This is a genomic window from Pseudosulfitobacter sp. SM2401 (assembly GCF_042932805.1).
Classification (GTDB): domain Bacteria; phylum Pseudomonadota; class Alphaproteobacteria; order Rhodobacterales; family Rhodobacteraceae; genus Ascidiaceihabitans.
In genome coordinates this window covers 732,193-746,172 of record NZ_CP170633.1, presented here as the reverse complement: position 1 = coordinate 746,172, position 13,980 = coordinate 732,193, and the positions used below count along the sequence as shown (strand labels likewise).

Sequence of the window (13,980 nt, the reverse complement as noted above, 5' to 3'; positions counted from 1 at the left end):
TCAATCTATCAATTGTCAGCATCGGTTTTGGTTTCGGGCCGCGCTGTTGTCACTTTGGGAACACCCGCGGCAACCACCAGCCCGAATACGGTGCCGCCCACGCCAAATGGCAGATCAACCAGAGTGTCCGTGGACCGCGCGCCTGCGTCAGGTGTCGACAACAGCACCGCATTGCCACCGACATTCATCGTGCCTTGGGTCAACTGGACCTCGCCCAGCATGTTGATGCCGAACCGCTCGCCCTCGATGGACACCCGCGAAACATTGGCGATACCGGATGCCAAATCGACGCGCGCGTCCAACTGATCGAACTGCGTGCGCCCTGCCGCGGGGATTAGCGGGCCGTGCTCTTCTGTCATGAACTCGCGCCCTTTGACCAATGTTTCGAGCGTTGCGACCAGATCCGCGCCCACCAGACTGCCGCCCTTTAGCTGTGCGGTGACCGACCCGTTCATGCTGTTGACGATCTGGCCCAGCGTGCGGCCACGGGCGCGGACATCAAAGGTGCCGTTCATCAGCCCTTCGGGCAATTGCGCCGTACCGATCAGCGGCGGCGACCCCATCGTCGCCAGCAACTGCGTGATATTGGCGACGGACATCGTATCGACGCGCCCGGACGCCATCATTTTGACCGGCGCACCGATCTGGTGCTCAAGGGCGATCTTGGTCTGCATTTGGCCAAAGCCTTCGATGTGTCCGGCCAGATCAAACGACGTCGTGCCATTGCCAACAGTAAGGGAAACTGCGGCGGCATCACGTCTCGGCGTCGCGTTCGATGGAGTGTCCCGAACCAGCGCAATATCCAGATCAAGACCATCGAGCCAGGCCATCGACACAGGGGCATCGACCCAACGACGATCCGACATGTTTGTGGCCTCTGCGACCAGTGCGTGCACGGCATCAGGCAGGCCCAACAACTGCGCAAACACCGGCCGGCCAGCAGTTTGCGCGCGCATGTGACCTTGCATTTTCACGCCACCAAGCGAATAGCGTGCATCAAACATGGAGACCGCCTGCGGGGTCACCGACAATGTTCCCTCAGCGGTCAGCGCACCAAACCCGCCCCAAGGCAGGCCAAAACGATCCGCAGTTTGTCGTGCTTTTTCGATGATTTCGTAGGGCAGTCCTTGCGCGGATGCCGCCACGTCGCCCTCGTCGCTGTTGCGGCGTGCGCCCAAACGGACGTTTAGTTTTGCCTGCGATCCCGCATCCGAAACCAATGCGTGCAAGTCATCCACTTGCAAATCAACACGCAGATGGCGTGCACCCACGAACACGCCGCCCTGTATCGCCACGGCGTTTGTCACTGCATCGCCACCCAAGCGCAGATTAAGACCCGACACCTGATGACGGCCCATCGCACCGCGCAACCGCAGGGTGCCGTCGACCAAAATCACGTCACCCAGCTCAGGTGCGGTTTGGTCTACGGTTTCTGGATTGCCGGGTTTTGTGAAATGCATGTCAGGCCTGCGCAAATCGATGTCTGGACGCACCAGAACAAGCTGCGCGATTTCGATCCGACCAAGCAACAGCGGCAATAACCTGAGCGGTGCTGCAATGCTGTCCGCGGTCACGACAGGTGCCGCATCGATTTCGTTGAGCGACACAAACGCCGGATCTGACACCGTCACACGAAACCCGCGCGCGACCGTAAATTTTGCATCAGCGCGCAATCGAAATGCCCCACCCGTCCAGCGCCCGATCTGTTCATTAATCTGTGCTTGGACAAGCGTATGCGGAACCAAAGCCGGAGCGACAAAATACACAGCCGCACCGATGCCAGCGGCTGCCACGATCCAGACGAGCCACTGGCGCAGATGAAACACCATGTTCTTCAACCTCATGCGCGATTGCATTGTTGCTCCCTTACTTCTTTATGCGTCACGGCGACAAAAACCGTGCCGCCGAAACGGACCGGAACAGACGATCGACGCCTGTTTGAACCGATCAAGGCTCCCTGCTTGGACAGCCATGCGATGGTCTGTCAAAATATCTGCTTTGCACCCTAAGGATGAACCGCTCAGCCACAAGCAAGCGAAACGGATTTGATGCCAACACTCTGAAAATCATGCCTCAAACCCGAAAAACTTACCATTTTTCGCCTGTGCACCGCGAATTCTGGCACTTTTTTGCCAGACCGGATGGTGCGCAAGAAACACGCTCGCATCCTGATGAATGTACCGCCAATCTGAACTGGGCCCGTTTTTCACCCATCTAAAAGGGGTCTGAGTGTTGCTAAAACAAGGTGATCGCGATGTACGCCGTCTTACCAATTTGTTCGCCAGGATTCTGTGACTTCGCAGTCATAGCTGTCCAAAATTCGGGGCCTACTGGATGCTTTGCCGCGTCCATGCCGTGCGCTGGATCTGCGTCAACAAACAGCGACCAAGGAAGGGTCCGGGCATGAATTACAAAGTAAACATCGGACCACTTCAGAGCACGGCCGCTGGCGTCATTGATGCCGATCTTGGCACGAATGCACGGCGCAACAGCCCGAGCGCATCGGCGCAACATTCTTATGTCGACACCTTGGATATGGATGCGACCATACCGCTGATCGTCGATCTGGACGGTACGCTTTTGCGATCCGATCTGCTAATTGAAACTGCGTTTCGACGTCTTGGGGGCAATCCTTCTGCCGCCTTTGGCATGCTGCGCGCGCTCAAAACGGGCAAAGCCGCGCTAAAGCAGTTTATATGCGACGACGCAGATTGCGCGCCCGAGACGCTGCCATATGACGACGCGGTTCTTGGCCTCATTCATCGTGCGCGTGATGCCGGGCGCAAAGTTTATCTGGCCTCCGGGTCCTACGAAAATTTCGTCCGTGCGATTGCCACCCATCTGGGGGTTTTTGACGGGTATTTTGCCACAACGCCGTCTGTCAATTTATCGGGCCAAAACAAAGCGCAATGCCTGATCGAAACGTTTGGTTTGGGCAAGTTCGACTATATCGGCAACGATGCTGCAGACCTGCCCGTGTGGAAAGCCGCGCGCCATCCGATTGCGATCCGTACCTCGCGATCCGTGGCAGCGAAACTACGTGAAATGGCACCAAACGCATTTTTTCTGGACCATCAACGCGCCACGTTGAAAAGCTGGACAAAGCAATTGCGGGTGCACCAATACGCAAAGAATGCGTTGGTGTTTTTACCGATGTTCGCCGCCCACATGTTTGACGTCGCCAGTTTGCTAACGGCCACCCTTGCGGCGGTGGCGTTCTGTTTCGCGGCCTCTGCCTGTTACCTGCTGAACGATCTGGTGGACCTGACGGATGACCGCACCCATCGCAGCAAAAAGAACCGCGCCCTCGCGAAAGGTGAAATTCCACTGATCCATGCGATCATCGCCATACCCATATTGCTGCTGCTGGCGGGCGCTGTGTCGCTCTCTATCTCGGTTGCATTCGCCGGGGTGCTCGCTGGGTACTTCATGTTAACAACGCTCTACACGCTGCGGCTCAAGCAGGTATTGCTGGTCGATGTCCTGACCCTGTCTGGCCTGTATACCATCCGGATGCTGGGGGGCGCGGTCGCGCTTGATATCAGCCTGTCGTCTTGGCTTGTGGTCTTTTCCCTGTCGATTTTCGTGTCACTGGCGCTGATGAAGCGGTTTGTGGAACTGGCAGCGCGCGTCGATTCCAAACTGCCGTCCCCTGCCAATCGCGATTACGAGAACATTGATCTGACCATGCTGGCCGCGCTGTCAGCAGCCGCAGGTTTCAACGCTGTCACGGTGCTGGCCCTGTATGTTTCGGGCTACTCCGTCAGTTCGCTGTACACGCATCCCGATCTGTTGCTGTTTGCCTGTCCGATCCTGACCTACTGGATCGGTCGCGCGCTGATCCTCGCGCAGCGCCGCCAGATGCAAGACGATCCGGTGGTCTTTGCCCTCAAAGACCCGATGAGCCGGCTAAGTGGTTTGGCGATGCTGGCCGTCTTTGTGGCCGCATCATGGTAGCAGTGATGCGGTTGGTTTCAGACCGCCACCCCTTTGTGCGCTACGCGATTTCGGCAGTCGTTTCGGTTGCGGCCAATCTGGTCGCACAGCAGATCACAGTTGTCGGCGCACCGGCGGCACCCTTGATGGTTTCGATTCTTATCGGCACCATCGCGGGCTTTGCCGTCAAATATGTCATCGACAAGATCTGGACCTTCCGCGAGGCCTACACCAGCCCCGCAGCAGAGGCGCACCGCATCACTTTGTCCGGCCTGTTCAGTGTGCTGACGACGCTAATCTTTTGGGGGTTTGAACTAGGTTTTTACGCGCTCTGGCCGACTGATTTTGCAAAATATTCCGGCGCGGTGTTGGGGCTAAGTATCGGGTACATCATCAAATTCCAGCTTGATCGGCGTCACGTGTTTCGGGACGCGACCGTATGAAAGACCTAAGTGGGTGGGGCCGATACCCCCGACAGATCGGTGCGCTGACGGCTGCATCGACCCTTGATGAGGCAGCGGGCGTAACCGCAGGTGGCACTGGCCTGATCGCGCGCGGGTTGGGCCGGTCGTACGGTGACGCCGCCATTGGGCGCGACGCTACATTGTCGATGACAGGGCTGGATCGGATGCAGTCGTTCGACCCGCGCACAGGGTTGCTTGCGGTTGAGGCAGGCGTTTCGCTAGCCGAGATCATCGACTGCTTTTTGCCCCGCGGGTTTTTCCCGACCGTGGTGCCCGGCACGCGTTTTGTGACGGTTGGTGGCATGATCGCATCGGATGTGCACGGCAAGAACCAGCACAACGACGGCACCTTTGGACACCACGTTGCGTGGTTGAAACTGGCCCTGCCCGATGGCCGGATCCTGCGCTGTGCGCCGCACGAAAACCCGGAGTTGTTTCACGCCACAATCGGCGGAATGGGGTTGACCGGTACGATCCTGTCGGCTGGTTTCCGGCTAAAACCTGTACAAAGCGGATGGGTCCGTCAAACGACACACGCCGCCAAGAACCTGAAAGACGCCATCGCGCTGCTGCGTCAGACCAAAGACACAACCTACACCGTCGCGTGGATCGACGTTCTGGCGCGCGGTGCAGCCCTTGGGCGCTCGTTGATCCTTGCGGGCGAACACGCGACCCAAGACGACCTGCCAGACGGGTACGAACAGTTTCCCCCCACCCGCAACGGACGTCTGGGGGTGCCGGTCGAATTGCCGGGCTGGGTGCTGAATACCGCGTCAGTGTCCGCCTTCAACGCCGTTTACTATCGGCGCGGTTTCAAAAAATCCGGGCGCACGACGCTGGTGCCCTGGGACAGTTACTTTTTCCCGCTCGACGGTATCGCCAACTGGAACCGCATCTATGGCACGCGCGGATTTGTGCAGCATCAATGTGTGATCCCGAACGAAAGCGCCGAGCAGGTTCTGACAGCGATCCTTGATCTGTTGTCGTCTCGTGGCGAAGGGTCTTTTCTGGCGGTTCTGAAATGCCTCGGGCCCGGTGCTGGTCTGATGTCATTTCCGCGCGATGGGTTGACGCTGGCGCTAGATTTGCCGGTCAGCGAAAAACGGTTGGCACTGTTGGCTGAAATTGACCTGCTTGTCGCGCAGGCGGGCGGGCGCATTTATCTGGCCAAAGACGCCTGCCAATCCCGCGCCACATTTAGTGCTGGATATCCGAACATCGCCAAGTTTCGCAAAATTCGACGGGATGTCGGAGTTGTCGACAAAATAGCGTCAAAACTGTCCGAAAGGCTTGATTTATGAGTAACATGCACACCCCCGTCGTCCGTGATGCGGGCAAAAGGCTGCTGGTTATCGGTGGTACGTCAGACATCGGGCGGGCCGTTGGCGATGCCTATGCGGCCAAAGGCTGGCGTGTCGCGTTTGCTGCGCGCAACGTTGAGGCGGCCACACGTAACGCCGAGGACATTCAGACCCGACGCGGTGCAGATCAGGTTCCAGTTTACCCCCTCGATATCCTCGAAACCGGCAGTTTTGACGGGTTCATCGACAGCCTTGGCGATCTGCCCGACACCATTGTTTGCGTTGTTGGCATGTTGGGGGATCAACCGCGCGCCCAAGACGACCCGGACCACGCGACTGCAATCATGAGAACCAATTTCGAAGGCCCAGCGCTGTTGTTAGAGCTACTCGCAGGGCGGTTTGCCACGCGCGGTCACGGGCTGATCGTCGGCGTCAGTTCGGTGGCGGGCGATCGCGGACGGGCATCAAACTACGTCTACGGCGCAAGCAAAGCCGGGTTTTCAGCCTACCTGTCAGGTCTGCGCAACCGGTTTGGGCAAACAGACGTGCGGATCGTGACAGTCAAACCCGGCTTTGTGGACACCGCAATGACCGCAGGCATGAACCTGCCCAAAGCGTTGACAGCCAGCCCCGAGGCCGTCGCGCAGCGCATTCTGGACCTGCAAACGAACAAGGCGAATGTCGTTTACACTTTCCGCGTTTGGCGGCTGATTATGGGCATCATTTGTGCCCTGCCCGAGCCGATCTTTAAACGCCTGAAGCTCTGAAGGTTTGCAAATGCCACGGCCTTTCAGCATGCTTTCACCGATCGCTTTGACGGTTATCGTCACCGTTGTGATCTGCAGCGCGATCCTCATTTTGCCGGGGGCAACGGCGACCTCGCGATATTTTAACGATCTCTTGATATTCCTTGATGGCGGCTATCGCGTTGTTCAGGGCCAAGTGCCGAACCGCGATTTTCACACAGCGTTGGGCCCACTGTCGTTCTACATTCCGGCGTTGGGATATTGGATCAGCGGCAATCTCGGGCTGGCGATGCCAATAGGGTTGTCGGCCCTGATGGTCGTGACAGGGCCCATCATGATCCATGTGCTTGGCACACGGGTTCGACCCCTGATCGCGGTGCCATGGGCTATCGTTTTACTGTTGCTGATGATCACGCCGATGAACACCGGAGAAATCGTGATAAATATCTCGTTTGCGATGTTCTATAACCGGATCGGCTGGGCGCTGATTGGGATCCTGTTGATCATGCATTTGCGGCCCAACCGACCGGTGCGTCACCAACTGGCGGGCGACACCTTGGCGGCGAGCGCGTTGACGCTGATGTTGATCTACACAAAGGCAACCTACGGCGTCGTTGCCTTGGGGTTTTTGATCCTCATGCTTGTACATCCGATCCAAAGACGTTGGGCAGCTGGTGCAATCTTGATCATCGCCCTTTCTGGTGTCGTGATCGAGATGTTTTGGGGCGGCACGCAGATGCACATCGCGGATCTGGTTGATGCATCAAACGTCAGCGCCGTTTTGCCGCCCCGCGACTATGTTGTGTCATTGCTGGAAACGTCAGGCGAATACGTCTTGTTCGGGTGTTTGGCGGCACTGGCCGTTTGGCAAAGAGGCCGCGTTAACGACGTGCTGTTCTACGGGTTTTGCGGCTGCGCAGGGTATGCATTGCTGTTGCAGAATTTTCAAATCCGCGGCGTTGTGACATTGCTGGCAGGCGGGGTCGTCGCCGGTGAACATCTGGCGCGTCAATGGCGACAGGGTTTGCCCAACAGCGCCGACATGGTGACACGCGGCGCAGCAGTTTTGGTGATCGTTTTGATGATCCCGATCGGAGTGTCCTCGGCCGCTGCATTGGGATTGCACGCCGCAATGGTCGCAAGCAGCGCAGGCATCGCTTTGGGAACCCCAAACGGCAAAGACATCCGCATCGTCAACACGCTCGATGGCGGGCAATTCAAATTCTACTCTGATTACGCCGAAACTTTGGAAAAAGGCGTCTTGATGCTGGCATCCCTGGAGCCACCAGCGGACAACGTGCTGGTCCTGGATTTCGCCAGCCCGATGACGTCGCTTGCAGGCATCAATCCCCCCCCGGGTGGAACCGCATGGATGCACGACGGGCGCAACTTTGACGCCGATTTCCATCTTTCAGCGCAGGATTTGTTGGGGGGTGTCGATGTGGTAATGATCCCGAAACGGCCCATTGCCACAACCACGACGGACCTGATGAAGGACATATACAGTGCCTACATCAAGACCCATTACAAAGCGGTCCAGCAGACCGCGCTGTGGCAGGTTTACCGGCGCAAAGAGCCCACCCTTTGACACGCTAAAGATGTGTGCGACGCCAGTTTCAAGGGAATCCGAGGGTGCCTAGAATGACGGTTGGCGCGTTATTGCCCCTAACGCGCGCTCCAGAATCTTCAGCGCTTGGCATGGGTAACGCCAGTCTTACCCGCCGTGCGAGGACGCGCATCTGCCTATCCCCCTGCGGAACCCAACACTCGGCAAAAACCGGCCCATGAAACATGACTTTTTGATAAAAACCTCAGCAATTCCTTGCCGCTTTGAGGTCCGGCGTTTTGTGACATCGCTGCGGGTCGCTTATGTATTTATCAATACGCTGAACTCTGAATGCAGAAAATACCAACCTCATCGGCTTCGGCCCTTTGATCTTTTTGGCACCACAGTCCTAGCCAAAAAGATCAACACATAAGAAAGTTGACTTCGTTATGATGATCTCCCGACGCGCCCTTTTGGCTGGCATCGCAGCCTCGACTGCGACCTCTCCTTGGTCTGCCGCCTGGTCTGCAGAAAACTTGATAACGGCAGAGGCACCGTTCAGCACAGAGTGGTTATTGGAGCACGCCCGCGCACTGGCACAACAAGATTACGAACCAAAGCCACTGATCCCCGCGCCATGGCAAAACCTGTCTTTTGAAGACTTCAACAAGATCCAGTTTGATCTCGAAAACGGCATTTGGATCGATGAAGACCGCCCCCTAACGATGGACCTGTTCACAGCTGGTTTGTACACAACGCGCCCCGCCACGATCAACATCGTTGAGGACGGCATCGCCAAAACGCTCGGCTATGATCTGTCGTTGTTCGAGATCAGGGGCGATCTGCCGAATTTGCCTGTCGATGATACGATGGGCTATTCTGGGTTCCGCCTGAGGACCACCTTGAACACGCCCAGCCACTTTGATGAATTCGTTGTGTTCCAAGGGGCCAGCTATTTCCGCGCCGTTGCCAAAGGTCAGGGCTACGGCTTGTCAGCGCGCGGATTGGCGTTGCGCACCGGCGATCCGGGCGGCGAAGAATTCCCCGACTTTACCGATTTCTGGGTACAAGCCGCCGCACCGGGCGACACGGTGTTTACCGTTCACGCATTGCTGAATTCGCCGTCAACCACCGGGGCGTATACCTTCAAGATATCGACGGGCGACACCACCAATGTCGATGTGACAGCCACGCTGTTCCCGCGCGTTGATCTGCACCATGTCGGGCTTGGTGCGCTGACGTCGATGTTCCTGTTTGATGAAACCAACCGTGGCCGTTTCCAGGATTTCCGGCCCGGCGTGCATGACAGCGACGGCCTGCTGATGTGGAATGGCACCGGCGAGCGGATTTGGCGGCCACTTGCCAATCCAAAAGAGCTCGAGATCAGCGTTTTCAACGACGAAAACCCACGTGGTTTCGGCCTGATGCAACGCACCCGCGACCCCGAGAAATTCGGTGATTTGCAAGCCTTTTACGAGAACCGCCCGTCTCTCTGGATCACCCCGAACGGGGACTGGGGGGCAGGATCGGTGGAGCTGGTTGAAATCCCGTCTGACAAAGAAATCTACGACAATACCGTCGCGTACTGGCGCCCCGCAGAACCAATGGCAGCGGGATCAGAATACAGCTTTGGCTACGCAATGGCATGGGGCGACAAAGCAACCGGTTTGCCCGATTTGCCGCGCGTGTCGAACACACGGATCGGCAAGGCCTTTGATAAGATTGACACAATCGTTGCCATCGACTTTGCGGACCATGCGATTTTTGCAGGTGATTTGTCCGACATCCAGATGCTGATCACCAACGACGCAGGCAAAGTATCCGAGGGCATTTTGCAGCGCAATCCGGGCACGGGCGACGTGCGATTGGCATTTCACCTCACCCCTCAGGATGCGACTAGAATTGAATTGCGCGCGCAATTGCTCAAGGGCGACACACCGGTCAGCGAGGTTTGGCTTTACCGATGGACAGCATAACCCCTTTGCAACACGGCGGGCGAATGCCGGCACCGCGGCCCTTGCTGCGACCGATCCAGCGTCTGGACCGGCCATTTCGCGATCCCAAAGCGGTGGCAATGCAGGCACATTCAACGACGCGTAGGTGGCGGATTGGCGTCTTTCTGCCAGCGATCTTGGCCACTTTGGGGTTGCTTGCCGCCTTTACGCAGTGGTTCGCAATCAACGGTTTTTCCTGGTTTGAAGGCGTCGTGGTCGGGTTGATGGCCTTCACGTTTTTCTGGATTTCGCTGTCTGTCACCACGGCCGTTGCCGGGGTTGTGGCAATGCGCCACCCGCGCCCCTGTGCCACCACACAGGGCCTCGTCAAACCACTTGATGTGGCCCTGTTGATGCCAATCTACAACGAAGTGACATCCGATGTTTTTGGCAACGCCGCTGCGATGATCGCTGCATTAAAGATCGAAAAATCGGCCCATACCTTCACGCTTTTTGTGCTGTCTGACACGCGCGATGATCTGACGGCCAAGCGGGAATTGGAGGCGTTCCAAACATTATGGGCGTCGTTTCCGAACAAAGTTTTTTACCGTCGCAGGGTCGAAAATACCGATTACAAAGTGGGCAATCTGACCGAGTGGGTCGAACGCTACGGCGGTGCCTACCCCGCGATGCTGGTTCTGGATGCCGACAGCCTGATGAGCGGCGCGGCGATTGTTGAATTGGCCGATGCCATGGGCAGTGATCCAGGCGCGGGGCTGGTCCAGTCCTTTCCAAGGCTTATCGGGGCGCAAACCCTGTTTGGAAGAATGTTGCAATTTGCCTCGCGCATCCACGGGGCCGCCCCCGCCGAAGGACTAGCACGCTGGACGGACCGCGAAGGCAACTATTGGGGGCACAACGCCATCATCCGAACCGAAGCATTTGCCAGTTGTGCCGGCCTGCCCCGCCTGCCGTCGCGACGCGGTCCCTCGCATCTCATTTTGTCGCACGACTTTGTCGAGGCCGCATTCCTGCGCCGCGCGGGATGGTCGGTCAGGTTTTTGCCCCATATTCAGGGCAGTTATGAGGAAGCCCCCGCGACCTTGATCGACTTTGTCTTACGGGACCGGCGTTGGTGCCAAGGCAACCTGCAACACCTGCGTCTGCTTGGCATACGCAGTTTTCATCCGGTGTCACGCCTGCATCTGCTGTGCGGGATCATCAGCTATCTGACCTCGCCCGCCTGGCTGATGTTGTTGCTGGTCTGGGCGCTGTTCGGGGACGGTAAAAACACCAACGCTGTGCATTACTTCAGCGGCTATGACCCGCAAGTCAGCTGGCCAGAAATAAACGTCGGCAACGGGCTGGCCATCCTCGGGTTCGTATACACGATGCTTTTGGCCCCCAAGATCATCGGGGCAGTGATGGCCCCGCGCACCGGCATTCAGATGCGAGACGTTGGCGGTGCACCGCAGTTCGTCCTGTCAGTTGTGACGGAAATCATCCTGTCTGTGGCCTACGCACCGATCCTGATGGTCCAACAATCCATCTCGGTTGCGCGCAGGACAATAGGAATTAGCGAAACCTGGACACCGCAACAACGCGGGGGCGGGAAATATTCTGTCGCCGTCATGACCAAGTTTCACCTGTTCGAAACCGTCATCGGCACGTTGCTTGTCGCGGGGATCGTGCTGGGGCTTGTGACGTTATGGCTGTCGCCGATTGCCGCATCCTTGTGCCTTGCCATCCCATTGTCCGCGCTGAGCGGGATGAATTTGAACGCACACAGTTGGTCCGCCAAACAGCTTGGCACGCCCGAGCAATTGGCCCCGCCGGACATCATCCGTTGTGCTATGGCAGAGCGCCACAGGTTTGCGACGACACTATCAACATCCCAGCCAATCGCCGCTGAATAAGACCTCGAAAGGCGCGAGAGCCCCCTCTTTTGGTGGGCGGCCATTCTCGTTCAGAGCCGCCTAAACCAGTGACGGCAACCACAGCACGATACCCGGAAAGGCAACCAGCGCCGCAATTGTTGCAGCGTCCGCCACGAAAAACGGCATCACGCCTTTGAACACATCCTGCACGGTCAGGTCATCGCGCACGCCTGCCACCACAAAACAGTTCAGCCCGATGGGCGGTGTGATCAGACAGAACTCTGCCATTTTGACCACCAAAATCCCGAACCAGATCGCGCACATTGGGCCCGACATTCCGAACGCACTGTCCGCCGCAGACACGTATTCGCCGCCGTTCAGCGCCATGACCGCAGGGTAAACCACCGGCAACGTCAGCAGCAGCATTCCGATAGCATCCATGAACATGCCCAACACCGCGTAGGCCAGTAAAATGCAGACCAAAATCAGCATTGGCGACATTTCTAACGAGGTGATCCAATCCGAAAACGCGTCTGGCAATTTGGCGAAGCCTAGGAAGCGTACGTAGATCAGCACGCCCCAGATGATGGTGAAAATCATCACCGTCAACTTGGCGGTTTCCAGCAGTGCTTCTTTCAATTGCCCCCAGCGCATGCCCCGATACAGCGCCATGCAGAAGACGATGAACGCGCCGATTGCGCCGCCTTCGGTCGGTGTGCCCCACGCATCGCCAAACGGGTTGTAGACGAAAAAGATGATGATCACGACCACCGCCACGATGGGCAAGGCCGGTGGCAAGGACGCAAACCGCTGCGTCCACGTAAACCCGCGCACGGGCGGGCCAACCGTCTTGAACGTCATCGCGATACCGATGATCAGACCCGCGTAAACGATCGCTGAAAACGCACCCGGGATGAAGCCCGCGAGCAGCAGTTTGCCCACGTCTTGTTCCACAATGATCGCGTAAATCACAAGGATAGCCGAGGGTGGGATCAGCGAGGCCAACGTGCCCCCTGCCGCCACGACGCCTGCGGCGAATTGTTTGTTATAGCCCAGCTTTAGCATCTCGGGGATGGCGATGCGCGCGAACACAGCCGCGGTCGCCACAGACGCCCCAGACACCGCAGCAAAGCCTGCCGTTGCAAAGACGGTGGACACCGCCAAGCCCCCCGGAACCCAGCCAAACCAGCGTTTGCAGGCCTCGAACAGGGCCGTTGTCAGGTGGGCGTAGTAGGCCAAATAGCCGATCAGAATGAACACAGGGATCAGCGACAAAACATTGGCGCTGACTTTGGATTGTGGGGTTAGACCGGCGATCCGCACGCTGATTTGCAACGCCTTGCCGAATTTCTCGGGGTCGTAGTCAAATCCGTTCCAGCGCAGCCAAACCAGCCCGACAAAGCCCGCCATACCGGCGGCAAACGCCACCCGCATGCCCAGCAAAACCATCACCAGCATGCCGCCCGACACCCACAATCCGATTGAAATACTATCCATCAGTCTGCCCCTTCCAAGGAACGGGCCTCGATGGCCGCCTGCTCTGCTACGGTCAGGTTCAAAGGAACGCCAGCGGGGTTTTCGAGGTTGAAAACAAGCGCGCGGCTGTAGCCCCAAACCTGCAAAATCAGGCGCAAAACCAGCACTCCAAAGGCAAACGGCACCACCAGTTTGGACGGCCAAAGTGGCAGATAAATATCGGTGGTGCTGTCTTTGCTGCACCAAGGGCGCGCGCAATCAAACGAGCGGGCGAAGTGATCCCAGGACCCCCACATCAGCGCCAGCATCAAGATCAGGATCATCAGAACCGACACCAGTTCGAACAGCCACAAGGTGCGCCCGCTCAGCTTGCTGACCAGCATATCCATGCGGATGTGCGTGCCATCACGCTGCACGTAAGCGACGCCCATGATCGCGATGATCGGCATCATCAACTCGATGATATCGACGTAGCCTTGCATGGGCGTGCCAAAGAATTTGCGCCCCGATACGGAATACGCCGCAAGGAACATCAGTGAGAAAATCGCGAGGCCGCTGATCAACGCACACACACGTTCCAGCGGTAAAAGTGCACGATCCAATCTACTGAGCAGACTGGAATCCTCCAGCACAGCACCTGAGCCTGCCATGGTCTATCCCCCCGTTTTTATCGGCATTTTCACCGTTTTTGAACAAGGGC

General features: G+C 57.7%; 10 protein-coding genes. 7 read left to right on the top strand and 3 right to left on the bottom strand.

Annotation, left to right across the window (positions count from 1 at the left end; all coding sequences use genetic code 11):
- Nucleotides 1-8 precede the first annotated feature (8 nt).
- Nucleotides 9-1,844 (bottom strand): AsmA-like C-terminal region-containing protein, encoded by a 1,836-nt coding sequence (locus tag ACFIO0_RS03770; protein WP_390913733.1) that lies wholly within the window; start codon nucleotides 1,842-1,844, stop codon nucleotides 9-11.
- A 559-nt stretch (nucleotides 1,845-2,403) separates the two neighbouring features.
- Here ACFIO0_RS03770 and ACFIO0_RS03765 point away from each other — a divergent pair.
- From ACFIO0_RS03765 to mdoH, 7 genes are all read left to right on the top strand, one after another.
- Entirely contained in the window at nucleotides 2,404-3,957 is a 1,554-nt protein-coding gene (locus tag ACFIO0_RS03765; RefSeq protein WP_390913731.1) for a UbiA family prenyltransferase, read from the top strand.
- 5 nt (nucleotides 3,958-3,962) lie between these two features.
- Nucleotides 3,963-4,379 (top strand): GtrA family protein, encoded by a 417-nt coding sequence (locus ACFIO0_RS03760; RefSeq protein ID WP_390913724.1) that lies wholly within the window; start codon nucleotides 3,963-3,965, stop codon nucleotides 4,377-4,379.
- Nucleotides 4,376-5,701: an FAD-binding protein gene (locus ACFIO0_RS03755; protein WP_390913722.1), complete on the top strand. Its 1,326-nt coding sequence runs from the start codon at nucleotides 4,376-4,378 to the stop codon at nucleotides 5,699-5,701. Before ACFIO0_RS03760 ends, ACFIO0_RS03755 begins: the two co-directional genes overlap by 4 nt.
- A complete protein-coding gene (locus ACFIO0_RS03750) occupies nucleotides 5,698-6,468 on the top strand; it encodes an SDR family oxidoreductase (RefSeq protein WP_390913720.1) in 771 nt (256 codons plus the stop codon). The genes ACFIO0_RS03755 and ACFIO0_RS03750 overlap by 4 nt, the downstream gene beginning before the upstream one ends.
- Nucleotides 6,469-6,496: 28 nt before the next feature.
- Entirely contained in the window at nucleotides 6,497-8,035 is a 1,539-nt protein-coding gene (locus tag ACFIO0_RS03745) for a hypothetical protein (protein ID WP_390913718.1), read from the top strand.
- A 407-nt stretch (nucleotides 8,036-8,442) separates the two neighbouring features.
- Complete coding sequence (locus ACFIO0_RS03740; RefSeq protein WP_390913716.1) at nucleotides 8,443-9,969, top strand: glucan biosynthesis protein; 1,527 nt, start codon at nucleotides 8,443-8,445, stop codon at nucleotides 9,967-9,969.
- Nucleotides 9,970-9,992: 23 nt separating this feature from the next.
- The gene (mdoH, locus tag ACFIO0_RS03735) at nucleotides 9,993-11,843 is read left to right on the top strand and encodes a glucans biosynthesis glucosyltransferase MdoH (protein WP_390913714.1); all 1,851 of its coding nucleotides are present in this window, start codon (nucleotides 9,993-9,995) and stop codon (nucleotides 11,841-11,843) included.
- Between the two features lie 60 nt (nucleotides 11,844-11,903).
- On the opposite strand, the gene ACFIO0_RS03730 is transcribed toward mdoH, so the two are convergent.
- Nucleotides 11,904-13,301 (bottom strand): TRAP transporter large permease subunit, encoded by a 1,398-nt coding sequence (locus ACFIO0_RS03730; protein WP_390913712.1) that lies wholly within the window; start codon nucleotides 13,299-13,301, stop codon nucleotides 11,904-11,906.
- Nucleotides 13,301-13,930 (bottom strand): TRAP transporter small permease subunit, encoded by a 630-nt coding sequence (locus tag ACFIO0_RS03725; RefSeq protein WP_390913710.1) that lies wholly within the window; start codon nucleotides 13,928-13,930, stop codon nucleotides 13,301-13,303. The genes ACFIO0_RS03730 and ACFIO0_RS03725 overlap by 1 nt, the downstream gene beginning before the upstream one ends.
- Nucleotides 13,931-13,980 lie beyond the last annotated feature (50 nt).

Bases quoted from the DNA above. Each gene is read 5' to 3' on its own strand.
- ACFIO0_RS03770 (WP_390913733.1), bottom strand. From the start codon at position 1,844: ATGAGGTTGAAGAACATGGTGTTTCATCTGCGCCAGTGGCTCGTCTGG.
- ACFIO0_RS03765 (WP_390913731.1), top strand. From the start codon at position 2,404: ATGAATTACAAAGTAAACATCGGACCACTTCAGAGCACGGCCGCTGGC.
- ACFIO0_RS03760 (WP_390913724.1), top strand. From the start codon at position 3,963: ATGCGGTTGGTTTCAGACCGCCACCCCTTTGTGCGCTACGCGATTTCG.
- ACFIO0_RS03755 (WP_390913722.1), top strand. From the start codon at position 4,376: ATGAAAGACCTAAGTGGGTGGGGCCGATACCCCCGACAGATCGGTGCG.
- ACFIO0_RS03750 (WP_390913720.1), top strand. From the start codon at position 5,698: ATGAGTAACATGCACACCCCCGTCGTCCGTGATGCGGGCAAAAGGCTG.
- ACFIO0_RS03745 (WP_390913718.1), top strand. From the start codon at position 6,497: ATGCTTTCACCGATCGCTTTGACGGTTATCGTCACCGTTGTGATCTGC.
- ACFIO0_RS03740 (WP_390913716.1), top strand. From the start codon at position 8,443: ATGATGATCTCCCGACGCGCCCTTTTGGCTGGCATCGCAGCCTCGACT.
- mdoH (WP_390913714.1), top strand. From the start codon at position 9,993: ATGCCGGCACCGCGGCCCTTGCTGCGACCGATCCAGCGTCTGGACCGG.
- ACFIO0_RS03730 (WP_390913712.1), bottom strand. From the start codon at position 13,301: ATGGATAGTATTTCAATCGGATTGTGGGTGTCGGGCGGCATGCTGGTG.
- ACFIO0_RS03725 (WP_390913710.1), bottom strand. From the start codon at position 13,930: ATGGCAGGCTCAGGTGCTGTGCTGGAGGATTCCAGTCTGCTCAGTAGA.